Source organism: Croceibacterium soli (assembly GCF_009828065.1).
Classification (GTDB): Bacteria; Pseudomonadota; Alphaproteobacteria; order Sphingomonadales; family Sphingomonadaceae; genus Croceibacterium_B; species Croceibacterium_B soli.
In genome coordinates this window covers 118,972-141,496 of record NZ_WTYK01000006.1, presented here as the reverse complement: position 1 = coordinate 141,496, position 22,525 = coordinate 118,972, and the positions used below count along the sequence as shown (strand labels likewise).

The following is a 22,525-nucleotide window of genomic DNA, read 5'->3' as shown; positions in this document are numbered from 1 at the left end:
GCGGGGTTCAGGCCGCCCGTGCGGTGACCAGGTAGTTGAGCGAAAGGTCGCTCGAAAGGTGCAGGCCCCTGAGCGGCGAATAGGCGATCCCGCGCGGCGGACCCATCTCCAGCCCCGCTGCGCCGAGCAACTCGCGCAGCTCGTCGGGCGTGACGAAATCGTCCCACTCGTGCGTGCCGCGCGGAATGGCACCGACCGTCTCGGCGAGGCCGATCATCAGCAGGCGCGACCGCGGCGTGCGGTTGGGGGTGGAGAGCACCATCAGCCCGCCGGGGGCGAGGTGCCGCGCCATTTCGGCCACGAAGGCGGCCTTGTCCGCGACGTGCTCGATCACTTCCATCGTGGTGACGAGGTCGAACTGCCCGAGTCCGAGCCGTGCGAGCTCCCCGTGGCGGTAGTCGATCGAGAGGCCCGACCCCGCCGCGTGCATCTGCGCGGCGGTGACGTTCTCCGCCGCCGCGTCGACGCCGGTAACTTGCGCCCCGAGCCGAGCGAGCGGCTCCGTCAGCAGCCCGGCGCCGCAGCCGACATCGAGCGCGGTCTTGCCCGCCAGCGGCTTCACATTCTCGGTGTCGCCGCCCCAGTGGCCGTCGATCGCCTCGCGCAGGAAGGCGAGCCGCACCGGGTTCAGCCGGTGGAGCATCGCGGAGGAGCCTTTCGGGTCCCACCAGTCCTTCGCCAGCTTGCCGAAATGGGCCGCTTCTTCCGGGCGGATGGTTGCCGCAGTTACAGTTGCATCGGACATTCGCTGTCCCTAACAGCGCGCGACACCGCTTGCCAGCAGGGGAACTAGACACGTGGCCCGCATCGTGATGAAATTCGGCGGCACGTCCATGGCCGGGACCGAGCGCATCCGGCGCGTGGCGCAGATCGTCCGCAAGCAGCAGGCTGCCGGGCACGAAGTGGCCGTGGTCGTCAGCGCGATGGCGGGCGAGACCGACCGCCTGGTCAACTTCTGCCGCGAGGCCAATCCGCTCTACGATCCGGCCGAATACGACGTCGTCGTGGCCAGCGGCGAACAGGTCACCAGCGGCCTGCTTGCGCTCACCCTGCAGGCGATGGGCTGCAAGGCGCGCAGTTGGCTCGGCTGGCAGCTGCCGGTCCGCACGGTCGAGGCCCATGCCAACGCGCGGGTGGCGGACATCGATTCCGCAGCCCTGATCGCCGCGATGAGGGCCGGCGAGATCGCCGTCATCCCCGGCTTTCAGGGTGTGTCCGACGCCGGGCGCATCACCACGCTGGGGCGCGGCGGGTCCGACACTTCGGCAGTGGCCGTGGCGGCGGCGGTCGAGGCCGACCGCTGCGACATCTACACCGACGTCGACGGCGTCTACACCACCGACCCGCGGATCGTCGCCCGCGCCCGCAAGCTGAAGTACGTCACTTACGAAGAAATGCTCGAGCTGGCCTCGGTCGGCGCCAAAGTGCTGCAGACCCGCTCGGTCAGCCTGGCGATGAAGCGCGGCGTGCGCGTGCAGGTGCTCTCCAGCTTTATCGGCGACGATGCCCCGCCCGCCGATGATCTGCCCGGCACGATGATCGTCTCCGATGAGGAAATGGAAGGTATCGACATGGAACGCCAACTGGTCACCGGCATCGCCCACGACAAGAACGAGGCGCGCGTCGTGCTCACCCGTGTGCCGGACAAGCCCGGCGCGGTGGCGCATATCTTCGAGCCGCTCGCCCAGGCTTCGATCAACGTCGACATGATCATCCAGAACGTCGGCCGCGAGAAGGGCGAGACCGACGTGACCTTCACCGTGCCCCAGGCCGATCTCGTCCGCGCGCAGGCTCTGCTCGAGGACAAGCGCGAGCAGATCGGCTTCAACCGCATCATCACCGACAGCAAAGTGGCCAAGATCTCGGTCGTCGGCGTCGGCATGAAGAGCCACGCGGGCGTCGCGGCGACGATGTTCAAGGCGCTCGCCGACCGTGGGATCAACATCCAGGCGATCTCCACTTCCGAGATCAAGGTCTCGGTGCTGATCGACGAGGACGAGACCGAACTCGCAGTTCGCGTGCTGCACACGGCCTACGGTCTCGATGCGGAAGACGCAGCCGCCTAATCGGCGGGCCGACGTTCCGACTATGCACTCTGCCCGGCGCGTCCGGGCAGGGCGCACTCTGCTCACGGTGATCTGCCGGAACGGATGATCGATCCGGCGTGTTGGTCAGCCAGCACTGGGAGATCAACCGATGAACCACAACTCCACGGCGAAGAAGGCCGTCGGCCTGGCCCTGACGCTCGGCGCGGTCGGCGTCGGCGCGCTGCTGACCGCCCGCGCCAGGGCCACCAAGCCCTCACCCGACGATGCGCCCGACTACACCGGGCGCCATGCTTCCGGCGAGATGGACGTCGAAGGCTGCACCGTCACCATCGGCAAGCCTCGGCAGGAACTCTACGACCACTGGCGCGACTTCCAGAACCTGCCGAAGTTCATGGAGAACCTGCTCGAGGTCCGCCCTGTCGAAGGGCAGGACAAGGCGAACTGGCGCATCCGCGCGCCGGCAGGGCACATGGTGGACGTGGTCACCGAAGTGGCCGAGGACCGCAAGAGCGAGGTCATCGCCTGGCGCTCCGTCGAGGGCTCCGAGATCGAGACGACCGGGCGGGTGACGTTCACCGACGCTCCGGGCTCGCGGGGCACGCGCGTCTCGCTGATCATCGGCTACAAGCCGCCGGCCGGGGCGATGGGGCGGATCTTCGCCAAGGCTTTCCGCCGCGAACCGCAGATCCAGTCGCGGCACGATCTCAAGCGCTTCAAGATGCTGATGGAAACCGGCGAGATCGCCACCTCCGCGCGCACCAAGGACCAGACCCGCAAAGCCAAGATGGAAGAGGAGGCCTGAGATGCGCGCCCTTACCTGGCAAGGACACCAGGACGTCCGCGTCGAGACCGTGGACGATCCCGAGATCATCAACCCGCGCGACGCGATCCTGAAGATCACCTCTACCGCGATCTGCGGTTCGGACCTGCACTTGTACGACGGGGTGATCCCCGGCGTGCTGCCCGGCGACATCCTGGGCCACGAGTTCATGGGCGAGGTCGTGGAGACCGGCCCCGGCAGCACGCTGCAGAAAGGGCAGCGGGTGATCGTGCCCTTCCCCATCGCCTGTGGGCAGTGCTTCCACTGCACGATCGAGCAGTTCTCCTGCTGCGAGAACTCCAACCCGGTGGAGAAGCAGGACCTTACCGCCCCGCTCTACGGCCATCCGCTGACCGGCATCTTCGGCTACTCGCATCTCGCCGGCGGATACTCCGGCGGGCAGGCGGAATATGTCCGCGTTCCGTTCAGCGACGTCGGCCCGGTGGTCGTGCCCGATCACCTGACCGACGACCAGGTGCTGTTCCTGACCGACATCCTGCCGACCGGCTGGCAGGCGGCCGAGTACGCCGAGATCGGCCCGGACGACACCGTGGCGGTGTGGGGCTGTGGCCCTGTCGGCCTGTTTGCGGTGCAATCGGCGATCGCCATGGGCGCCGCCAAAGTGATCGCGATCGATCACTACCCGCACCGGCTGGAGCTGGCGAAGAAGCTCGGCGCTGAGATCGTGAACTTCCGCGAAAGCAACGTGCTGCAGGCGCTGATGGAGATGAGCGGCGGCCTCGGCGTGGACGCGGTGATCGACGCGGTGGGCATGGAAGCGCACGGCTTCGCCGCCGACAACCTGGCCGATGCGGTGAAGCAGAAAGTCGGCATCGGCGCCGACCGCGCCCACGTGCTGCGCCAGGCGATCCTCGCCTGCCGCAAGGGCGGGCGCGTTTCGATCCCCGGCGTCTATGGCGGCCTGGCGGACAAGTTCCCGACCGGCGCGCTGATGGAAAAAGCGCTGAAGGTCCGCACCGGGCAGACCCATGTCCACAAGTACACCAAGATGCTGCTGGAGAAGATCGAGAAGGGCGAACTCGATACGACATTCCTGATCAGCCATCACCTGCCGCTCGAGGATGCTGCGGAAGGATACCGCAACTTCCACGACAAGCAGGACGAATGGACCAAAGTGATCCTGCGGCCCGGTATGGAGCGCGGTACGGCGCGTGCGGGCCAGGCGCAGGAGACGCAGCAGGCCTAGACCTCGGACCCAGCGGGCCGATCGATCATTGAATCACCAGCACAAGCAGGTGAGCGATGGCCGTACAACCGCTGGGGAACCGCAACCGTGCGCTTGGCTTGGCCGCGGCGGTCGGAGTGCACGTTGCGGCGGTGGCCTTGCTGGTCCTGTTTGCCGCCGATCCGTCGGTCCCGCCAAAGCCCGAGGGCGACCTCGTGGCGGTCTTGCCGACGGAGCCGCTTCCGCCCGAGCCGCCTCCACCGGTCGACGAGGAAGAAGGCGCCGCCGCGCCGCCGAGCCGCGGCGAAAGTGACGACGCCCCCTCACCGCCGGAGCCGCCGGCTCCGCTGCAGACCCCCGTGCCGGCCGAGGTTTCGCCCGATCCGGGCAGCGACTCCGGCAGCGGTTCGGGTGTCGCCGCCGGATCGGGAGCAGGGCGGGGCGGCGAGGGTAGCGGCCGCGGGGCGGGCGCGGGCGGCAGCGGCACAGGCAGCGGCGGGTTCACCCCGCCCGTCCGCATTGCCGGGGCGCTGAGCCATGCAGACTATGCCAGGGCGAACCCACCGGCGGGCGCCGCCGGCACGGTGTTCATCGCATTCCGGGTCCGCATCGACGGTGCGGTGGACCGCTGCCGCGTGGTCCGGTCGAGCGGCTTCGATGTCTTCGATCGGGCGACGTGCCGCCTAGTGGAGCAGCGCTTTCGCTTCAGGCCGGCGCGCGACGCACGGGGGCAGGCGGTCGAATACGAACTGCGGACGAATTTCACCTGGGAGCCGCGCTGATCCCGTGCGCTCGGCTCCGCGCGAGCCTTGGACCTGATTCGGCCTTTGGTGCGTTCAGCTTGCGTTGGCACCGCGCAACTTTCGATCCGCCCAGGGTATGGAACCCGGCGAAGGTCTTTTCGTTGGGAGCGCGGGAGGCCAATCCCTGTGCCTGAGGGGCGGCGTACCGCAGCCGATGGCGCGTCGAAGGAGAAGCATCGTGAACAAGGCAATAATCACTCTGATGGCGGCGGCGGCACTGCCCCTGTCCGCCTGCACTTCCACTGCCAATGACGACACGCTGGCTTCGGCCGGGACCGGAGCAGCAATCGGCGCGGGCCTCGGTGCCGGCGCGGGCGCCGCTATCGGCGGCCTTGGCGTTCTCGAAGGCGCGGCGATCGGCGCTGCCGTCGGCGGTCTGGCCGGCGCAGTCTGGGCCGACCGCAACAACGACGGCCGCGCCGATGGCTATGTCTACAATGGCCAGTACTACGAGGGCGCTCCCACCCAGTCTGCCGGAATGGCGCCGCGTAACTGCCCGTCCGTCGGCGGTTCGGCCGTGACTGGCGCCGGTCTCGGTGCCGCAGCGGGTGCAGGCGCAGGCGCGCTCGTCGGCGGCCTCGGAATACTCGAGGGTGCGGCGATCGGCGCTGCCGTCGGCGGTATCGCCGGTGCCGTCTGGGCCGACTCGAACAACGACGGCTGCGTCGATGGCTACATCCGCGAAGGCCAGTACTACTCTGGCGGCCCCGTGGTGCAGTCGGTCCCGGCGTCCTATACGGGCGAACGCGGGTAACGAATGGAAGTGAGCAGGCGGAGTATGAAGCGTTCCACGCGGGCACTCCGCCTGCTTCTACCGATCTTCGCGGCGGCTTTGCTCGCGCCAATGCCGGGCGTGGCCGCCGCGCAATCGGAAGACTGGCGCGAGGAGCCCAGCGGCAGCACCCAGGCGCTGATTCGCGAAGAGATCGGCGACCGTGTGGGCAAGGACCTGCGGGCCTTCTACCGCGCGCGCGACAACCAACCCCTGTGGGTCGATGATCTGGGCCGCCCGTCGGATGCGGCAACGCTCCTGCTCTTGCGTTTGCGCTCGGCGGAGTTCGACGGGCTCGAGCCCGACGACTTCGAGACCGACAAGCTGGCCAGGCTGCTCGACCGCGCCCGGCGCGGCGACGAAGACGACGCCGCGAAGGCGGAAGTCGCCCTCTCCGAAGCGTTCGCCGACTATGTCAGGCAGATGCGCGCGGTGAAGCACAGCGACATGATCTACGAGAACGAGGTCCTGCGCCCCAGCGTGCCGAGCGTCGGCGAGGCCCTGGAGACCGCGGCGCGGGCGGAATCCCTCGAACAGTACGTCGCCGAAATGCGCTGGATGCATCCGCTCTACGCACCGATGCGCGAGGCGATGAGCAATCCGCGCTTCAGCGAGAGCGAACGGCAGCAGATCTGGCGCAATCTCGACCGGATCCGCGCGATCCCGGCGATCCCTGAAGGCCGCCACGTGCTGGTCGATGCCGCCGGCGCCCGTCTGTGGATGTACGAGGACGGCAGGCCGGTCGATTCGATGAAAGTCGTAGTCGGCAAGCCCGACCTGCAGACGCCGATCATGTCCGGTTACATCCGCCACGCCATCCTCAACCCGTACTGGAACATCCCCAACGATCTGGTGCAGACCACCATCGCGCCCAATGTGATCGAGCGCGGGCTGAGCTATCTCAAGCAGGGCCGCTACGAAGTGCTGGCCGACTGGCGCGAGGACGCGCCGACGCTCGACCCCAAGGAGATCGACTGGCACGCCGTGCGCGAGGGGCTCGCCAGCGTGCACGTGCGGCAGTTGCCGGGCGGGGACAACTTCATGGGCAAAGTGAAGTTCGAATTCCCAAATCCCCAGGGCATTTACCTGCACGACACGCCAGACAAGCACCTGATGAACTTGAAGGAGCGGCAGCTCAGCTCCGGCTGCGTGCGGCTCGAGGATGCCGAGCGGATGCACCGCTGGCTGATGGGCAAGCCGCTGCCCTCCAAGGTCAAGGACGCCGAGCAGCTGGTCAAGCTTTCCCAGCCCGTGCCGATCTACATCACCTACCTCACCGCATCCCCGGACGGTACGGCAATCGCCTTCCGCGACGATCCCTACGGCCTCGACGAAGACGTGCGCCTCGCTGCGGCGGATTGAGCCACGGGGAACGGTGCGTCGACCCGGATGCCGATGGCCTCGCCGGGGCTGAGCGGCACGACATTGCGATCGAACTGGACGTAGCGGGCCGTCGGGGCGCCGAGGTCGTTGTCGTAGCGCCGCTGGACCGCCGCCGGATCGTACCCCATCCAGATCAGCGTCGCCGGGAAGATCTGGCTCGCGGAATGGCCAGCGCGCGGCGCTTGCGCATAGGCCGCGCGAAGCCGCTCCGGCAGGAACGCCAGCAGCGGTACGAGGAATTCGTCGGCCACGGCTTGCGGGCTGCAATGCGGCAGTGCGCCTTCCGAGAGGTTCTGTCCGTGGTCGGACGTATAGACGATCGCCACGTTCTCGCGGTCGACGCCGGCCAAGAGCACTTCGAAGAAGCCTCCCTTGGAGTGGGTGAGCGCGGTTTCGTAATGCAGCCGGGTCGGGCTGGCGGCGGGGATGGCACCCGGAGGATAGTGGTCGCGGTACTGGAAGTGCACGCCGCGCAGCACGGCATAGGTGAACGTGCGGCCATCGGTGCGTAGCTGGCGATTGAGCGCGCGGGCGATCTCGCGGTCCGTGTCGATACCGCCCGCCGCGCTCCGGACTTCGTCGATCAACGCGCGCTCCGGCTGCAGCAGCAGGTTCTGCGGCGCGCCGGTGGTCTGGCCGTCGATCAGGATCGTGCGGTAACCGGACTTGCGCGCATAGCCCCAGATCGACGAGGTTGTCCGCAAATCCATGCGCGGTCCTGCGCGGCGCACGTCCACACCGGAACGCAGCGCGAGGTTCGACGGTGCGCTGCAGTGGGCGAGCGAGGCGGCAGCGCCGAAGTCGATCGGCTGGAAGGGGGCGAGCTCCGGGGCGATCAGGTCCGCGAAGGCGGCATGGGCCACGCTTTCGTCCACCAGCCAGACGATGTGGCGCGGCGCGCCGGCGGACTGCGGTTCCAGCGTGACCGGCTCACGCGGCGGGGGCGGCTCGGCCAGCGCGAGGGCTACGGCCGCCGAGTAGACGTTCCGCTCGGCCGCGGCCGGGGAAACGGCGGCAAGGCTGGGCAACAGCAGCAGCGCGAGCCCCAGGGCCGGGGCGAACCGATGCGAGGAGACCCAGCCGCCCTTGTGCAGAGCCCGGCGCGTGGCGATGAACAGGAAGACGGCCGCCGCCCCCTGCAGTCCCGCGAGCACCAGGGGCGCCGTGAATTCGGCGGCGGCGTTGCCGCCCTGCCTCGCCTCGGCGGCGAGCCAGGCCAGCTTGCCCGGATCGACCGTATCGCCAAGCGTCTGCCCATAGGCCAGGTTGACCAGGATCGATGCGCCCGCCAGCACCATGATCCCCGCGAACATGCGCCGCCCGACAAGCGCGATCGCGGCGAACAGCGCCAGCGCCTGCAGCGCTAGCCACAGCAGGTTGCGCCCTGCGGATACCGGGTCGTTGGCGGCCGCCCGGTAGAGCACGCCGTGGGTGAGCTGGAAGCGGTCGGCCAGCGCGAAGCCCAGGCCGAACAGCATGAGCGCAGCGGCCGCTAGCCATGCGGATCTGCCGGATGGTCCAGCGGGCGACTTCATTCGGCACGGCTCCTTCGCGAAGCGCCGTTCTAGCGCCGTCACCTTGCCAAACCGTAACCTCCATGGCGAAGTTCGGTGCGCTTGCCCGTTATGTGTCTGGACTCTAAAGCGCGGAACCCGCGATGGCGCAGCCGATGGAGCCCCGATGACCGCTTACCCCAAGACCACAGCCCTGATGCGCCGCGGCGCGGAATTCCTCGGCACCGAATATGCGATCATGTGCGGGGCGATGAGTTGGGTTTCGGAGCGGAACCTGGTCTCCGCGATCAGCAATGCCGGGGGCTTCGGCGTGATCGCCTGCGGAGCGATGACGCCTGACCTGCTCGACGCCGAGATCGCCGGGACCAAGGCGCTCACCGACAAGCCTTTCGGCGTCAACCTGATCACCATGCACCCGATGCTGTTCGAGCTGATCGAGGTCTGCGGCAAGCACGGCGTCGGCCATGTCGTGCTCGCCGGCGGGATCCCGCCCAAGGGCAGCGTCGAAGCGATCAAGAGCTTCGGCGCCAAGGTGGTGGTCTTCGCGCCGACCCTGGCGCTGGCCAAGAAGCTGCTGCGCTCCGGCGGCGACGCCCTGGTGATCGAAGGCATGGAAGCCGGCGGCCACATCGGCCCGGTTTCGACCAGCGTTCTGGCTCAGGAGTTCCTCCCGGCGCTGAGCGAGGAGCACCTGGTGTTCGTCGCCGGCGGGATCGGCCGGGGCGAGGCGATGGCCGGGTACCTGGAGATGGGCGCCGTCGGCGTGCAGCTCGGCACGCGCTTTGCCTGCGCGGTCGAAAGCATCGCCCACGAGAACTTCAAGAAGGCCTTCTTCCGCGCCGGCGCGCGGGACGCTGTCGCGAGCGTCCAGGTCGATCCGCGCCTGCCGGTGATCCCGGTGCGCGCGCTCAAGAACAAGGGCACCGAGCTGTTCACAGCGAAGCAGCGCGAAGTCGCCAAGACCCTCGACGAAGGTGCGATCGAGATGGCCGAGGCGCAGTTGCAGATCGAGCATTACTGGGCCGGGGCGCTGCGCCGCGCGGTGATCGACGGCGACATCGAGAACGGCAGCTTGATGGCAGGCCAATCGGTCGGCATGGTCAAGGAAGAAGAGCCCGTGGCGCAGATCATGGACACGCTGATGGCGGAGAGCGAAGCGGCGCTGAGCCGGCGTTAAGCTCGCTCTCCGCGCTGTCTCTCGCGGTAGCGCTTCACCCCGTGCGGGGCGCCGCCAGCCCCAGCAGGATCTCCCGCGTTTGCTCCGGCTGGTCGGCCATGACGTAGTGGCTCGCCTTGCTCTCGTGGCAGTCCCAGCCGCCCTCCGCCTGGGCATGCGCTAAGAAGCGCGCGAATGGCGTCGGCTGCCAGTCGGTCGCGAAAACATAGGCGCGGCGTGGGATCTTCGCCTCTTCGCCGGTGTAGCGCACCGCCTCCAGCAAGGTCAGCAGCGGATGGCGGCCGACCATTCCCGGCACCGGCTCGAAGCCGACCGTGCCGATCGGCGCGACGAGGCCGGGGGTGAACTTCTGGCTGTCGATGTACCAGGCGTGCTCGTACTCGCCGGTAATGTCCCACAGGGACTCCCCGTCGAGCGGCAGGAAAGCGTCGAGGTACGCTATTGCGTCGATCCGCGCACCGAGCCGCGCGGCGACCCCGGTAATCACCATCCCGCCATAAGAGTGGCCGACCAGGATGAAGCGGTCGAAGCCGGCCTGCTCCACCTGCCCGCAGACGTCGTCGATATGGTCGGTCAGGGTGATGCCAGGATGGAGCTCGCCTGAGCGGCTGCCGAGACCGGCCAACTGCGCGACGAGCACCGCGTGGCCTGCGGCACGCAGGTCCTCGGCCGTCTGGTCGTAGCTTTGCCCGCCGCCCCAGGCGCCGTGGACGAGAACGTAATTCGCCATCTGCACATCTCTCCCTTGTCTGCCGGCTTGATGCCGGAGGGGCGGACGGCGGACAAGAAAAAGGGGAGGGGCCTCGCGGCGCCTCCCCCATTTTCCTGATCTGGCGACCGCTTACTTGCGGCTGGTGCGCCAGCCCTGGGCGTAAGTGTCGGCTGCCATCTTGCTGTAGGGCACCGGCGAGACGATCGCGCGCACGGTGATCTGCTTGTGCGGCTCGACCGTGGTCTTCGCGGTGCCGCCGTTCTCTTCGCCCCAGACGACACCGATCTCGGTGCCGAGCGGAAGCTCGTGGTCGACGGTCGCGAGGCTCAGCGCCTTCTTCTCGTTGAACGAGTAGCCGGTGAACATCGACAGGCCGATGGTGTTGCCGTCTGCGTCCACGACCTTGTCGTAGTTCGAGTTGGCATAGTTCGCGAGCGGCAGGTCGAAGAACTTGTACTGCTCACCCTCGGGGTCGAACATGGAGCCGACGATCTTCTTCATGTCGTCCGCATTCCACTCGAGCGTCACCTTCTTGCGCTGCTCGGCGGGATCGATTTCCTTCAGCGCGTCGGCGCCGTGGAAGTCGTGGTCGAACTTCACGAACGGGCCGTAACCCAGTTCCCACGGATTGAGGTAGTAGTCCTCGATCTTCTCGCCGACGAACGAACCGCCGATCGAGCCGGTCGCCTCGTAGCTGTCGGCGCCGAGCCACTTGCGGTAGTCGGCCAGCTTGTCGCCGGTGTAGATCGCCGGCAGCGGGCTGGGGATCCAGCCGGATTCGAGGGTGTTCGACGGATAGGCGCGGCTGCCGACCGGGATCAGGCCGAACTCTTCGCCCGCCTTGAGGATTTCCTCGCGGATGTATTCCTGCTCTTCGTACGGACCCCAGATTTCGAGGCCCGGCGAACCGGCCATGCCGTGGCGCAGCGTACGGACGGTCTTGTTGCCGATCTTCATGGAGCTCATGTTGAAGAACTTGAGCTTGTCGAGCGGCTCGCCGTTGAGCTTCTCGATCACGTTCCAGGCCTGCGGGCCCTGGATCTGGAAGCGCCAGGAGATGCGGTTCACCGGCTTGCCCATCGGGCGGCTCGGCGAACGCGGATCGTTGATCACTTCGACGTCGTAGCCGCCGGTTTCGGCGTGGTACATCAGCCAGTTAGCAGCCGGCGCGCGGCCGACGTAAACGAACTCGTTCTCAGCCAGGTAGAAGATGATGCCGTCGCCGATCACGTGGCCGTACGGCGTCGTCGGGACGTACTGTTTGGCCTTGTTGACCTGCCAGCCGGCCGGCGAGTTGATCATCGTGTCGGACAGCAGCTTCAGCGCGTCCGGGCCGTTGATGTAGAGGTCGAACATGTGGTGCGACTGGTCGAACAGGACCGCGCCGTGCTGCCAGGCCCACTGCTCGCTGCGCCAGTTGGAAAACTCGGGCGCGACGACCGGGTACACATAGGCACCGATCTTGTTGTTGCGCAGCTGGCCGACGATGTCGCCATTTGCCTTCGCCAGCACTTGATCCAGATTCTCAGCCATCCAAAATTCCTCTCATTTGTGAATGAATCACATACGCGAAAATTGTATGCGGCGCATACAATATCTGGCATGGCATGCAAGGGGAAAGCGGCCCCAAACGAGAGGACGAGAGGCATGAACGTCGAAGCGCTCGATCACGTCAACATCATCACCGATCGGCTCGACGAGACGGCGGAATTCTACGGCAAACTGCTCGGCCTGGAGCGGCGCGATGCGCCCCCGCCGCTGACGCCGGAAACCGCCACTTGGATGTTCGATGGAGCGGGCCGGGCGATTATCCACATCAATTCGCTCGACTGCTACCGCACATACGACCGCGAAGTGGAGCCCGGCTCGCTGACCGGCGCGCTGCACCACGTCGCGCTGAAGTGCGTCGGTTACGACGAGGTCAAAGGCCGCCTCGACGCCATGGGTGCCGAGTACCAGGAGAACCTGGTCAGCGCGATCAACTTGCGCCAGATCTTCACCCCCGATCCCAACAACGTGCTGCTGGAATTGAACTTCTTCGCAGATTGACCGGGCTCGGAGGCCTGAGGGCCCGCCGCGCATTTTTCGCGCCGAGAACGAAAAAGGGCGCGATCCTTGCGGACCGCGCCCCCTTATCGTGCAGCTTGCGCCGGCTCAGAAGATGCGCGCGGCGGTCTCGGCCGGTGCGTCGAGCAGGGCTTCGAGCTCGTCGTCCAGGCGCAGAATGGTCAGCGACGCGCCGGCCATTTCCAGCGAGGTGCAGTATTCGCCGACGTAGTTGCGCACCACGGTGAAGCCGGCCTTCTCGGCCAGTTCGTGGGCCTTGGCGTAGATCACGTAAAGCTCGGTGATCGGCGTGCCGCCAAGGCCGTTGACCATGATCGCCACGCGGTCGCCCGAGTTGAACGGGATGTCGCTGGCGACGGCTTCGAACAGCTCTTCGGTGATCTGGTCGGCGGGTTGGATCTTCTCGCGGCGGCGGCCCGGTTCGCCGTGGATGCCCACGCCGACTTCGATCTCGTCTTCGCCCAGGTCGAAGATCGGCGTGCCCTTGGCCGGCGGGATGCAGCTGGTCAGCGCCACGCCCATCGTGCGGACGTTGTCGTTGACCTTCTTGGCGATCGCTTCGACTTCGTCGAGGCTCTTGCCCTGCTCGGCGGCGGCGCCGCAGGCCTTGATGACAAAGAAGTTGCCGGCCACGCCGCGGCGGCCGACGGTGTAGAGGCTGTCCTCAACCGCGACGTCGTCGTTGATCCAGAACTGGCGGACGTTGATGCCTTCGGCCGTGGCGAGTTCGGTGGCCATGTCCCAGGCCATGCGGTCACCCTGGTAGTTGTTGACCAGGACGAGCACGCCGGCGTCGGAGTTGCAGGCCTTAATCGTCTCGTAGCAGGCGTCGACCGGCGGGGCGGCGAACACCGCGCCCTGGCAGGCGCCGGTGAGCATGCCCGGGCCGACGGCCATGACGTGCGCCGGCTCGTGGCCCGAGCCGGAGCCCTGGACGATCGAGACCTTGGACTTGTCCACGCCGCCCTTGCGGGTAACCATCTGGAACTCGGCATTGAAGTCCAGCAGCCCCGGGTTGGCGAGGGCGATGCCCTTCATGAACTCGGGCACGAACTGTGCGGGATCGTTGACAAACTTCTTCATGGTTCGGTCCTCTCCGTCGATAGGGTGATCAGGCAGTGGCCTTGGCGACTTCGGCCGCGTTCGGGGTCTGGGCGAGGCCGCAATCCTTGCACCAGTCGTGCAGGATCGTGGCGATGGCGACGATGCCCGGATCCGGGGTGTTCGCGCTGCGCTCGCCAACCTGGCTGGCGCGGCCGCGATGGGCCACAAGGTTGCGGGTCTCGTCCACGGCGCTGTCGGCGGCAGCGGCGGCCTCGCACAGGGCGGCGCAGACATCGCCGTCACCGGCGGCATGCTCCTTGAGCTTCTCGTGCACCGGGATCAGCGCGTCGAGCAGGGTCTTGTCGCCCAGCTTGGCGCCGCCGCGGGCCTGGATGCCCTCGATCGCGGAGCCGAGCATGTCGGCCAGTTCCTGCAGGGTGATCGAGGTCTTGCCGCGGGTCAGCATTGCCGCCTTCATGAAGCCGGTGCCCCAGATCGGGCCCGAGCTGCCGCCGACGTGCTTGCTGACGAGCATCGAAATCTTCAGCAGCATCGCGCCGATGTCGGTCTTGGGGATCTCGTCCCATTCCTTGTCGATCACGCGGAAGCCGGTCGCCAGCGAGGTGCCGAAGTCACCATCGCCGGCCAGGCCGTCGAGGTCGGAGAAGTAGTGTTCGTTGCGAAGCACCGTGGCGCAAGTGGTCCTGATCGCGCGCTCGATACGCTCCTGGGAAATGTCGGTCATGCTATCCTCCCTCAGGCCGCGGCGTGTTCGGCGGCCAGCTCGCCGAGGTCCGCGAGCGTGATGTTGACGTTGGGTTCGTCGCCAAGTTCGGAAACGACCCGGTCGGCTTCGGTGAAATCCTCGTCCACCGTGTAAGTGCTGGTGGTGATCAGGCAGGGCAGGCCCGCGCCCTTGGCGGCGAGCAGGCCGTTGCGGCTGTCTTCGATCACCACGCATTCGTGGACGGGGAGCTTGAGCGAGACCTTGGCGAGCTCGTAGATCTCGGGGTCGGGCTTCTTTTTGGCCACGCAGTCGCCCGCATGGACGAAGGCGAACTTCGCCTTCCGCTCCGGCCCGAACAGGTCGAGCACGGCGTCGATGAAGCGCGGGTTGGACGTGGTGCACACGCCGAGAGTGACGCCGGCGGCGATCGCTTCGTCGACGATCCGGCTGATGCCGGGGCGAAGCTGCAACGCGCCTTCGCCGACCAGGGCGGCAGTGATGCCGGTCTTGGTCTTGTGCAGGGCCGCGATCAGATCGTCCTTCGACTCCTCGCGGCCTTCCGGCCAGCCGTATTCGTCGAAGTAGGCGCGCATGCGCTCCTTGCCGCCGGCTACCTGAAGCAGCTTGCGGTAAAGCTCGACGTCCCATTCGGCATCGATGCCGAATCCGGCGAAGGCGCGGTTGAAGCCGACCCGGTGGCCGTCCCGCTCGGTATCGACCAAGACGCCGTCGCAGTCGAAGATGATGGCTTTGAGCATTCTCTTACGGTCCCTCAGGCAGCTTGCTTGAGGGAAGCGAGGAACGGCTGTGCCCTGTCTTTGCCGCCGAACTTCTCGATGAAGCCGGAGAACATCTGCTTGCACGCCTTGTACTGCGCGTCGATCACGCGCAGCGGCTCGAAGTCCTTCGGGTTCTCGGTGTGGTACTTGACGAAGCTTTCGACAAACACGTGCTTGAGGTTGGTCGAGATGTTCACCTTGGCCGAACCGCGGGCGATCGCCTTGGCGAACGTCTCGTCCGACAGGCCGGTGCCGCCGTGCAGCGCCATCGGCGTGCGGGTCAGCTTGTTGATCGCTTCGATGCGGTCGAAATCGACCACCGGCTCACCCTTGTAGAAGCCGTGTGCCGTGCCGACGGCGCAGGCGAAGGCGCTGAGGTCCAGCGCGTCGCAGAAGCGCTTGGCGTCTTCCGGATCGGTCAGGACCGAATCCTCTTCGGCGACGACCATGTCGTCTTCCACGCCCATGATCTGGCCGAGCTCTGCTTCCATGCCCACGCCGTACTTGTCGGCGATGTCGCGCACGCGCTTGGACAGTTCGAGGTTCTCTTCGAACGGCAGCTCGGAAGCGTCGATCATGATCGAGGTCCAGCCGGCCTGCGCGCAGGCTTCGATCATCGCCAGATCCTTGCAGTGATCGAGGTGAAGAACCACGGGCACCGGCGAATCTTCCGCCGCGGTGCGCACCCAGGAGACGATCTCCTTGTGGCTCCAGTACTGGATGGTCTTGGCGCTGGTCTGGCAGATCACCGGAGCGTTCAACTCCTCGGCGGCGGCGACCATCGCCTTGGTCGTTCCATAATCGACGAGGTTGAAGGCGGCGACGGCATAGCCGTTATCCATCGCATCGCGCAGCAGCGGCTTCATGTTGACCAACGGCATTAACAAGCTCCCTGTAGTGGCGGTTTCGCCGGCGCTGTGCGCGGGGCGATTCGCATTGGCCCAGCCTAGACGAGCGGGCCGGTCATGTCGTGTTCCGCGGCCCCCTCAAGCCGGGCGGAACGGTACTTCCTGTGTGGCTTTACAAGCAGATGCCGCGGCCGGAATCGGCCACGGCATCCACGTGTCTGCCAACGGCAGCCCGCCCTAAGGCGGGGCGGCCGCTTAGTTCTTGGCGCGCTTCGCCGCAGCCGCCACCGCTTCGGTGGTCGGGTTGCCGAGCGAAAGCTCGCGGCCGTCTGGGAAGCTGATCTCGGCGGCGCTGGCGCGGGTGTCGCCGTCGCGGGCCTGGAAGGCCTGGACGATGATCTTCGTGCCGGCGGGCAGCGAGTTCCTGTTCCAGCCGCGGCGCAGCAGCGCGCTCGGGGCGCCGCCTTCCACGCGCCACACTTCGGACTTGCCGGCGCGGGTGGTGCGGATGTGGATCCACGAGTGCGGGTTCACCCACTCGAACTTCACCACTTCGCCCTGAAGCTTGATGGGCTTGTTGCGGTCGAATTCGGCGGCAAAGGAATGGTGGGCGATGGCAGCGCCCGCCGTACCCACCGCCAGCACGGCGCCGATCACGGCGTTGCGCCAGGTCTTGATACGCATGTTGATACTCCTCGTAACTCTCTTCAGTGTTTGGGTGCGCTTATCGCGCGCACTTTACTTCTGGACGCCGAGCCGGGCCTTGGCCTCGTCGTCCATCGTTTCGTACAGATCTCCGTAGAGATACATTTCGGCGAACGGCACGCACTTGAACTCAAGCAGCTGGGCGTTCTCCTCCATCCGGCGGTAAAGCGGCATCTTGATCGTCCACGGGCGCGTGTAGAGCTCCGGGTCGTCGAACGTGACCTGGTAGTCGATGTGGTTCGGGCCCATCGGCGTGAACCGCTCCACCACCGTGGTCGTCGGCGCGACGAAGTTGCCGGCCCGGTCGAGCCAGGACTCACCGTTCTGCGCCAACGTGGTGACGACCAGGGTGTTCCCCTCCCACTTGCCGTAGGAGGTGCCCATCCAGGTATCGATCGGCGGGATTTCCACTTCGCCGATGTTGATGACGCGATTCGCCGAGGCGTATTCGTACGCCATCAGGATGTCGCCGCCGCCCTGGATGATCTGGAACGGCAGGCCCATGTAGGTCGCGCGGGGAATGCCCGGCAGGTAGCAGGCCTTCTCCGGATCCTTGCCCTCGGCCCGGCGCGTGTTGCGCTGCTCGAGAATTTCGGGACGGTAAGGGATCGTGCCGCCCTGAACCACGCCCAGGCTGGCCGGAACCGCGCCCCAGGCGCCGACCGCCCGATCCACGCGCTCATCCGGCGACGCGACCGCGGAATGCGGCTCGAGGTTCCAGTTGGCGCCATTCATCGTCTGCCAGATGCCGTTGAGGTTCGGCTTGCCGTCGATCGTCGCCGGCTGCTGCGTCTGTGCCTGAGCCTGCGCCACGGCGCTGGTTCCGGCGAAAAGACATGCCGCTGCCGCGGCCAACGTAAACAATTTGCCCATCCCAATAATGTCCTCTTTGTGAACCTTGAGTACCCTAATTCTAAGTGATCTATCAGCGAAGCGCGTAGGCGACAATCGTGCCCCCGGCGTTGATCGCGACGTATTGCTTTCCGCTCTGCCCCCGGTAGCTCATCGGGTTGGCGTTGGCGTTGTTGCCCAGCTGCGCTTCCCACAACTGCTGGCCGGTGCCTGCATCGAAGGCACGGAAGCGCTTGTCGTTGGTCGCGCCGACGAAGACCAGCCCTCCGGCGGTGACGGTCGGACCGGCGCTGCCGGAGTTGCCGACCAGCTGCTTGCCTTCCGGCAGTTCCTCGATGACGCCCAGCGGTACCTGCCACTTGATCTGGCCGGTGGCGGCATCGACCGCGGTCAGCTGGCCCCACGGCGGCCGGTAGCAGGGCGCCTGCGCGCCGACCGCGCGGCCGTTCTCATCATACTTGCCGGAAACCGGCGCGGAGAAGGAGAAGAACGGTCCCTTGCCGTTGACGCTGGCGCGATCGTAGGCCTGGTTGGTGTCATTGGCGTCGAAGCTGTAGCTTTCGGTCGTTTCCTTGCGCTCCACCCAGCCGACCAGCGAAGTGGCCTGCGCGTTGGCGAACACCGTGCCGCTTTGCGGGTCGACCGCCACGCCGCCCCAGTTGACGCCGCCGGTGCCGCCCGGAAGCTGGATGGTGGAGCGTGGCGGAGTGCCCTTGCGGTGGAAGAAGAACGGCGTGAACGGGCCGTAGTTGAGATAGCCGCCGGCATCGTCCCACATCTTGCGGCAGGCCGCGGCGTGTTCGGGAGTGGTATCTTCCGCGGTGACGATATCGTCGTAAGTCAGCGTCGTGCGGCTCAGCGCCGGGGTGACCCGCGGGATCGGCTGCGTCGGGTGGTAGTATTCGCCCGGCACGTCGCCGACCGGCACCGGCACTTCGTCGACCGGATGCAGCGGCTCGCCCGTCTCGCGGTCGAGCAAGTAGAAGTAGCTGCTCTTACCGGCATGGGCGATGGCCGGCTCGCTGCGGCCGTTGACGGTCACGTTCAGCAGCGCGCCGGCGGTCGGCATGTCGATGTCCCACAGGTCGTGGTGGACCGTCTGGTAGTGCCACTTGTATTCGCCGGTCTCGATGTCGACCGCGACGATGGAGTTGGCGAACAGGTTGGTGCCGGGCCGATCGCCGCCGTAGTAGTTGGCTGCGGGGCCGCTGATCGGCAGGTAGATCAGGCCCCGCTCGGCATCGACCGGGGCGGCGAAAGCCCACATGTTCGCGCCGGAGCGGCCCTTCCAGCCGTTGCCCCAGGTCTCGTTATAAGGCTCGCCCGCCTTGGGGACTGTCTGGAACTCCCACAGCTTGGCGCCCGTGCGCACGTCGAACGCGCGCGGGTTGCCGGGCACGCCAATCGGGTTCTCCAGCGTCGCCGCGCCGATTACCGCCACGTTGCGGAAGATCGTCGGCGTACCGCCGTATGGGACGCCCACGTCGATCGTGCCGTTCTGCCCGAAGCCGGCGACCGGCTGCCCGGTTGCGGCATCGAGCGCGATCATCTGCGAGCCCGCCATAGCCATGATGCGCGGGGCCAGCGTGCCGTCGCCGGGCCAGTAGCTGACGCCGCGGCCCGAAACGCCGCCGGCGCCCGCGGCTGCGCCCTCGGGGCGCGGGTGCTCGTAGGACCAGATCTCCGCCCCGGTATCGGCGTTCACCGCCACGACGCGGCTGCCGGCAGGGAAATACATCACTCCGCCGACGACCACCGGCACCGCCGTGTTGAAGCCGCGCAGCGGGTACGACCACGCTTCAACCAGGTTGGAAACGTTGGACTTGTTGATCTCGTCCAGAGGAGAGAAGCGTGTCGAGGCCAGATCGCGGTTGATCGAACGCCAGTCGCCGGCCGGGATCGAGTCGGTCTGCTGGCCAGTCGCGGGGGCAGCCAAAGCCAAGATTGCGGCCAGTCCTAGGCCTCCCGCAGCGCGCATCCGATTCCCCTCCACTCGTTTCCAGGTAAGCGCGGATGTTTCCGCCTTGCATGACTTTGTCCGGTTTAGAAGGGATATGCGGCTTTGACAACGGTTTGTAGCCTGCGCTACCGGGCGCAGCATCCGGGGAAGGATAAGCAGATACGAATCGAAAAGCCTGCGCCGGCCGCAAGGTTCTTTTCTGTCTCCGCGCCCCCGGGGGCATTTGACACGGGACCTGGCGGATACCGCACCAGCGGGGCCGGCTGAGCTGGGGGAACGGCGGCGTGTAACCCGTCCGTTACAGTAATTTACTCGGCGAACCCGCTGCTTTTGTCCACGGATCCTGAGCGACCGGTAAGGCCGGCGATTGATAGGGGAAGCGTTTCTGATGGGTGATTTGTTATACAGCTTTACGGATTGGCTGCGCTCGACGCCGCTGACGGAGTTCGCGCTCTGGATTTCCGAAACATCGCTGAGCCTGTGGATCCAGACCAACTTCTGGGCGATCCCGATCATCCAGGTGATTCACATCCTTTCGATCGCAGCCGGCTTCGGCGCGGTCCTGATGGTCACGCTGCGGATCTTCGAGCTTGCCGGCACGGACCGCACGATGGCCGAGACCGAGCGCCGCTACATCGGCTGGGTCTGGGGCGCGCTGCTGGTGCTCCTGCTCAGTGGACTGGGCCTGATCATCGGCGAACCGGTTCGCGAGTTGATCAACCCGATCTTCTGGATCAAGGTCGTCCTGATCGTGCTCGCGGTGATCGTCAGCCTGGTGTTCCACGGCAAGGTCATGCGCCGGCTCGCCGGCGGCGGCGCCGTCACCGGGGGCATCAAGGCCGGTTCCATTTTCATCATCATCTTGTGGTGCGTCATAATGCTGTGCGGCCGCTGGATCGCATACGCGCCGGTCTGAGGGGAAAATTCGATGTATCCTGAACCGACCAATATCTGGGAAAGCCTCGAGTATTCGAGCTTCGGCACGATGGTGGCCGAATCGACCTGGATGTTCCCCACGCTCGAGACGCTCCACGTCATCGCGCTGGTCACGGTGCTCGGCACCATCTTCGTGGTCGACTTGCGCATGCTCGGCCTGACCTCGAACAAGTTTGCCGTGACGAAGACGTCCAACGACATCCTGCCGTGGACCTGGGGCGCGTTCGTGCTGGCGGCGATCACCGGCACGCTGCTGTTCGTCAGCAAGGCGAGCAGCTATGTGATCAACCCCTACTTCCTGTGGAAGATGGCGATGCTGGCGCTGGCCGGCCTCAACATGATGTACTTCCACTTCATCACCTACCGCACTGTCTCGCACTGGGATCGCGACGCGACGATGCCGGTGTCGGTGAAGGTCGCCGGCGCGCTGTCGCTGATCTTCTGGCTGCTGGTGGTGTTCTTCGGCCGCGCGATCGGTTTCACGCTCGGCATGTTCTACTGATCGTCCGATCCGCGTAGTGACAGAAGGGGCCGGCAGTTTGCCGGCCCTTTTTTGTCCGCCGACTATTCTGCCAGGCTGAGGCGGATGTCCTTGAGCTCGGCCCGGGTCTGGTCGCCGTCCCTGGTCAATTCCACCAGCTCCGCCTGGTACTCCCGCGCCTTCGCTGTCTCGCCGGCGAGAGCCGCCGCACGGGCGGCGCCGTAAAGGCCGTTCAACCTTCGCGGTGAGCGTTCCAGCGATGCTTCGAACGCGGTCAGCGCTTCCTTCCCCTGGCCCAGTTCGAGCAGCAGCTCCCCGAGCTGCTCGCGCGCCGGAAGGATGGCGCCGGGTGTCACCGGGTGCTTCTCCGTCAAATCGTCTAGATCGGCGGCCTGCCGCATCAGATCGAGCGCTTCGTCGCGCTTGCCTTCGGAGTGGGCGACCCACGCGGCGGCGATCCCGCGCTGGACCCGGATCGGCGCCCGCCAGTCGTAAGTGCCCGGAGGAATGCTGAGCGCCTGCTCTATCTGGGCCAGCCTCGCGATCTCCCTGCGTGCCGCCGCCGCATCGCCCGAGCGCGCAGCACCGATCGCCCGCGCGAAATGGATGTGGGCCTCGCTCCAGGCAAAGTTCTCGAGCGGAACCAGCCCCGGTACATTCGCGGGCAGTTCCAGGGCCGCCGCTTCGCGCCATTGCCGGCGCTCCAGAACGATGCGCGCGGGAATGGCAGTGGCGGCATAGGCGGCGGAGAAGATCGGATCGTCGACCCGTCGCATCGCGCTGAGGTGGGACAGAACGCCTTCCGCCGCCTTGTCCTGCCCAGTCTGCAGGTAAGCGTAGGCGAGGTAGTCCATCGCGTGCAGCTCCTCCCGCGAGGCGCCGTCGAAGCCCTTGCTCTTCACTGCGTCGCGGGCTGCGGCCGCCGACATCAGATTGGACGATATCGAGTCGGACCACATGCCCAGCCGGGTGAAGATATGCGAAGGCATGTGCTGTGCGTGGGGCGATGCCGGAGCGATCCCGGCGTAACGCTTGGCCGCGGGCAGGGCCAGTTCGGCCAGCGGCGGATAGTCGAAGCTGTGGATCAGGTAATGGGCCACGCCGGGATGGTCGGGCTGAGCCTCCATGACGGCATTGAGGATCGTGGCCGCTTCGCGCTCCCGGGCGAACGCCGGGTCGTCGTCGAGAGTGCCGGCGGCGATCAGAGTCAGGGCATAGAACGCGCCGGCTTCCAAGTCATCGGGGTAGCGCCGGTGCAACTCGCGCATCGCCGCGCTGTAAGCTTCGGCGCGGGTCTTGTGGTCGAGCGACTCGGAGCCCTGGTAGAACGCGGCAACGGCGTCGACATAGCCCCGCTCGCGCTCGCTCTTCGCCGGCGTGGCTTGCGCCCTGGCGACCGCGTCGCGACCCCGTTTCAACTCGGCGGCGTTCGGAGCGGCCCAGAGCGGGTGGTAGAGGCTCATCGCCGTGCCCCAATGCGCGATAGCGCAGGACGGATCGGCCGCGGCCGCCTTGTCGAAGCTCTTCCCAGCTTCCTCGTATTCGAAGGAGTGGAGCCAGGCGACGCCATCCAGGAAGGTCGCCTCGGCCGCAGGACTGCAGGTGGTCTGGAAAGTGACTTCGCCGTGCCCGCCATGGTCGTGGCCTTCCGCGGCGCTGGCCTGAGCGAACGCCAGGGCGGAGAACAAAAGGAGCGTGTTCATAGGACCGG

Annotated in this window: 22 protein-coding genes; 10 read left to right on the top strand and 12 right to left on the bottom strand. The window is 66.6% G+C overall.

Going from position 1 to position 22,525, the window contains the following annotated elements:
* Positions 1-7: 7 nt before the first annotated feature.
* Positions 8-745, bottom strand: coding sequence for a bifunctional 2-polyprenyl-6-hydroxyphenol methylase/3-demethylubiquinol 3-O-methyltransferase UbiG (gene ubiG, locus GRI75_RS11305; protein WP_160747089.1), 738 nt, complete (start codon positions 743-745; stop codon positions 8-10).
* 52 nt (positions 746-797) lie between these two features.
* Between ubiG and GRI75_RS11300 the strand changes: the two genes are divergently transcribed.
* The 6 genes from GRI75_RS11300 (at position 798) to GRI75_RS11275 (ending at position 6,991) form a co-directional block, all read left to right on the top strand.
* Complete coding sequence (locus tag GRI75_RS11300; RefSeq protein ID WP_160747088.1) at positions 798-2,066, top strand: aspartate kinase; 1,269 nt, start codon at positions 798-800, stop codon at positions 2,064-2,066.
* A gap of 130 nt (positions 2,067-2,196) precedes the next feature.
* Positions 2,197-2,850, top strand: a complete 654-nt coding sequence (locus GRI75_RS11295) for an SRPBCC family protein (protein ID WP_160747087.1) — start codon at positions 2,197-2,199, stop codon at positions 2,848-2,850.
* 1 nt (position 2,851) lies between these two features.
* The gene (locus tag GRI75_RS11290) at positions 2,852-4,075 is read left to right on the top strand and encodes a zinc-dependent alcohol dehydrogenase (RefSeq protein WP_160747086.1); all 1,224 of its coding nucleotides are present in this window, start codon (positions 2,852-2,854) and stop codon (positions 4,073-4,075) included.
* 56 nt (positions 4,076-4,131) lie between these two features.
* Positions 4,132-4,836, top strand: a complete 705-nt coding sequence (locus tag GRI75_RS11285) for an energy transducer TonB (protein WP_160747085.1) — start codon at positions 4,132-4,134, stop codon at positions 4,834-4,836.
* A 199-nt stretch (positions 4,837-5,035) separates the two neighbouring features.
* Positions 5,036-5,611: a hypothetical protein gene (locus tag GRI75_RS11280; protein WP_160747084.1), complete on the top strand. Its 576-nt coding sequence runs from the start codon at positions 5,036-5,038 to the stop codon at positions 5,609-5,611.
* Between the two features lie 24 nt (positions 5,612-5,635).
* Complete coding sequence (locus tag GRI75_RS11275) at positions 5,636-6,991, top strand: L,D-transpeptidase scaffold domain-containing protein (protein ID WP_160747083.1); 1,356 nt, start codon at positions 5,636-5,638, stop codon at positions 6,989-6,991.
* Here GRI75_RS11275 and GRI75_RS11270 read toward each other — a convergent pair.
* Complete coding sequence (locus tag GRI75_RS11270; protein ID WP_160747082.1) at positions 6,949-8,547, bottom strand: sulfatase-like hydrolase/transferase; 1,599 nt, start codon at positions 8,545-8,547, stop codon at positions 6,949-6,951. The genes GRI75_RS11275 and GRI75_RS11270 overlap by 43 nt on opposite strands.
* A 145-nt stretch (positions 8,548-8,692) precedes the next feature.
* Here GRI75_RS11270 and GRI75_RS11265 point away from each other — a divergent pair, with 145 nt between their 5' ends.
* Positions 8,693-9,703: an NAD(P)H-dependent flavin oxidoreductase gene (locus tag GRI75_RS11265; protein WP_160747081.1), complete on the top strand. Its 1,011-nt coding sequence runs from the start codon at positions 8,693-8,695 to the stop codon at positions 9,701-9,703.
* A gap of 34 nt (positions 9,704-9,737) precedes the next feature.
* On the opposite strand, the gene GRI75_RS11260 is transcribed toward GRI75_RS11265, so the two are convergent.
* On the bottom strand, positions 9,738-10,433 hold the full coding sequence (locus tag GRI75_RS11260) for an alpha/beta fold hydrolase (protein WP_160747080.1): 696 nt from the start codon (positions 10,431-10,433) through the stop codon (positions 9,738-9,740).
* Positions 10,434-10,544: 111 nt separating this feature from the next.
* Complete coding sequence (gene ligM / locus GRI75_RS11255) at positions 10,545-11,948, bottom strand: vanillate/3-O-methylgallate O-demethylase (RefSeq protein ID WP_160747079.1); 1,404 nt, start codon at positions 11,946-11,948, stop codon at positions 10,545-10,547.
* 114 nt (positions 11,949-12,062) lie between these two features.
* Between ligM and GRI75_RS11250 the strand changes: the two genes are divergently transcribed.
* The gene (locus tag GRI75_RS11250; RefSeq protein WP_160747078.1) at positions 12,063-12,464 is read left to right on the top strand and encodes a VOC family protein; all 402 of its coding nucleotides are present in this window, start codon (positions 12,063-12,065) and stop codon (positions 12,462-12,464) included.
* Between the two features lie 105 nt (positions 12,465-12,569).
* Here GRI75_RS11250 and dhaK read toward each other — a convergent pair whose 3' ends face one another.
* The 7 genes from dhaK to GRI75_RS11215 all read right to left on the bottom strand — a co-directional run bounded on the left by dhaK (position 12,570) and on the right by GRI75_RS11215 (position 19,379).
* Positions 12,570-13,565, bottom strand: coding sequence for a dihydroxyacetone kinase subunit DhaK (dhaK, locus tag GRI75_RS11245; RefSeq protein WP_160747077.1), 996 nt, complete (start codon positions 13,563-13,565; stop codon positions 12,570-12,572).
* A gap of 28 nt (positions 13,566-13,593) precedes the next feature.
* Entirely contained in the window at positions 13,594-14,271 is a 678-nt protein-coding gene (gene dhaL, locus GRI75_RS11240) for a dihydroxyacetone kinase subunit DhaL (RefSeq protein WP_160747076.1), read from the bottom strand.
* Positions 14,272-14,282: 11 nt separating this feature from the next.
* On the bottom strand, positions 14,283-15,011 hold the full coding sequence (locus GRI75_RS11235; protein WP_160747075.1) for an HAD-IA family hydrolase: 729 nt from the start codon (positions 15,009-15,011) through the stop codon (positions 14,283-14,285).
* 14 nt (positions 15,012-15,025) lie between these two features.
* Positions 15,026-15,913: a class II fructose-bisphosphate aldolase gene (locus GRI75_RS11230; RefSeq protein ID WP_160747074.1), complete on the bottom strand. Its 888-nt coding sequence runs from the start codon at positions 15,911-15,913 to the stop codon at positions 15,026-15,028.
* Positions 15,914-16,135: 222 nt separating this feature from the next.
* Positions 16,136-16,564 carry a DUF6152 family protein gene (locus GRI75_RS11225; protein WP_160747073.1) on the bottom strand — a complete coding sequence of 143 codons (429 nt, stop codon included), beginning with the start codon at positions 16,562-16,564 and terminating at the stop codon, positions 16,136-16,138.
* Between the two features lie 54 nt (positions 16,565-16,618).
* Positions 16,619-17,458, bottom strand: coding sequence for a hypothetical protein (locus GRI75_RS11220; RefSeq protein WP_160747072.1), 840 nt, complete (start codon positions 17,456-17,458; stop codon positions 16,619-16,621).
* A 52-nt stretch (positions 17,459-17,510) separates the two neighbouring features.
* Positions 17,511-19,379 (bottom strand): outer membrane protein assembly factor BamB family protein, encoded by a 1,869-nt coding sequence (locus tag GRI75_RS11215; protein ID WP_160747071.1) that lies wholly within the window; start codon positions 19,377-19,379, stop codon positions 17,511-17,513.
* Between the two features lie 406 nt (positions 19,380-19,785).
* On the opposite strand from GRI75_RS11215, the gene GRI75_RS11210 reads away from it, so the two are divergent.
* The gene (locus tag GRI75_RS11210) at positions 19,786-20,313 is read left to right on the top strand and encodes a hypothetical protein (RefSeq protein WP_160747070.1); all 528 of its coding nucleotides are present in this window, start codon (positions 19,786-19,788) and stop codon (positions 20,311-20,313) included.
* Positions 20,314-20,325: 12 nt separating this feature from the next.
* Entirely contained in the window at positions 20,326-20,835 is a 510-nt protein-coding gene (locus tag GRI75_RS11205) for a hypothetical protein (RefSeq protein ID WP_160747069.1), read from the top strand.
* A gap of 62 nt (positions 20,836-20,897) precedes the next feature.
* On the opposite strand, the gene GRI75_RS11200 is transcribed toward GRI75_RS11205, so the two are convergent.
* Entirely contained in the window at positions 20,898-22,517 is a 1,620-nt protein-coding gene (locus tag GRI75_RS11200; RefSeq protein ID WP_160747068.1) for a hypothetical protein, read from the bottom strand.
* Between the last annotated feature and the right edge of the window lie 8 nt (positions 22,518-22,525).

What these genes read in the sequence shown, in the direction of transcription:
- GRI75_RS11260 (WP_160747080.1), bottom strand. Translation starts at nt 10,433, where the DNA reads ATGGCGAATTACGTTCTCGTCCACGGCGCCTGGGGCGGCGGGCAAAGC.
- GRI75_RS11275 (WP_160747083.1), top strand. Translation starts at nt 5,636, where the DNA reads ATGAAGCGTTCCACGCGGGCACTCCGCCTGCTTCTACCGATCTTCGCG.
- GRI75_RS11270 (WP_160747082.1), bottom strand. Translation starts at nt 8,547, where the DNA reads ATGAAGTCGCCCGCTGGACCATCCGGCAGATCCGCATGGCTAGCGGCC.
- GRI75_RS11200 (WP_160747068.1), bottom strand. Translation starts at nt 22,517, where the DNA reads ATGAACACGCTCCTTTTGTTCTCCGCCCTGGCGTTCGCTCAGGCCAGC.
- GRI75_RS11210 (WP_160747070.1), top strand. Translation starts at nt 19,786, where the DNA reads ATGGGTGATTTGTTATACAGCTTTACGGATTGGCTGCGCTCGACGCCG.
- dhaL (WP_160747076.1), bottom strand. Translation starts at nt 14,271, where the DNA reads ATGACCGACATTTCCCAGGAGCGTATCGAGCGCGCGATCAGGACCACT.
- ligM (WP_160747079.1), bottom strand. Translation starts at nt 11,948, where the DNA reads ATGGCTGAGAATCTGGATCAAGTGCTGGCGAAGGCAAATGGCGACATC.
- ubiG (WP_160747089.1), bottom strand. Translation starts at nt 745, where the DNA reads ATGTCCGATGCAACTGTAACTGCGGCAACCATCCGCCCGGAAGAAGCG.
- GRI75_RS11220 (WP_160747072.1), bottom strand. Translation starts at nt 17,458, where the DNA reads ATGGGCAAATTGTTTACGTTGGCCGCGGCAGCGGCATGTCTTTTCGCC.
- GRI75_RS11290 (WP_160747086.1), top strand. Translation starts at nt 2,852, where the DNA reads ATGCGCGCCCTTACCTGGCAAGGACACCAGGACGTCCGCGTCGAGACC.
- GRI75_RS11250 (WP_160747078.1), top strand. Translation starts at nt 12,063, where the DNA reads ATGAACGTCGAAGCGCTCGATCACGTCAACATCATCACCGATCGGCTC.
- GRI75_RS11230 (WP_160747074.1), bottom strand. Translation starts at nt 15,913, where the DNA reads ATGCCGTTGGTCAACATGAAGCCGCTGCTGCGCGATGCGATGGATAAC.
- dhaK (WP_160747077.1), bottom strand. Translation starts at nt 13,565, where the DNA reads ATGAAGAAGTTTGTCAACGATCCCGCACAGTTCGTGCCCGAGTTCATG.
- GRI75_RS11295 (WP_160747087.1), top strand. Translation starts at nt 2,197, where the DNA reads ATGAACCACAACTCCACGGCGAAGAAGGCCGTCGGCCTGGCCCTGACG.
- GRI75_RS11285 (WP_160747085.1), top strand. Translation starts at nt 4,132, where the DNA reads ATGGCCGTACAACCGCTGGGGAACCGCAACCGTGCGCTTGGCTTGGCC.
- GRI75_RS11265 (WP_160747081.1), top strand. Translation starts at nt 8,693, where the DNA reads ATGACCGCTTACCCCAAGACCACAGCCCTGATGCGCCGCGGCGCGGAA.
- GRI75_RS11205 (WP_160747069.1), top strand. Translation starts at nt 20,326, where the DNA reads ATGTATCCTGAACCGACCAATATCTGGGAAAGCCTCGAGTATTCGAGC.
- GRI75_RS11235 (WP_160747075.1), bottom strand. Translation starts at nt 15,011, where the DNA reads ATGCTCAAAGCCATCATCTTCGACTGCGACGGCGTCTTGGTCGATACC.
- GRI75_RS11225 (WP_160747073.1), bottom strand. Translation starts at nt 16,564, where the DNA reads ATGCGTATCAAGACCTGGCGCAACGCCGTGATCGGCGCCGTGCTGGCG.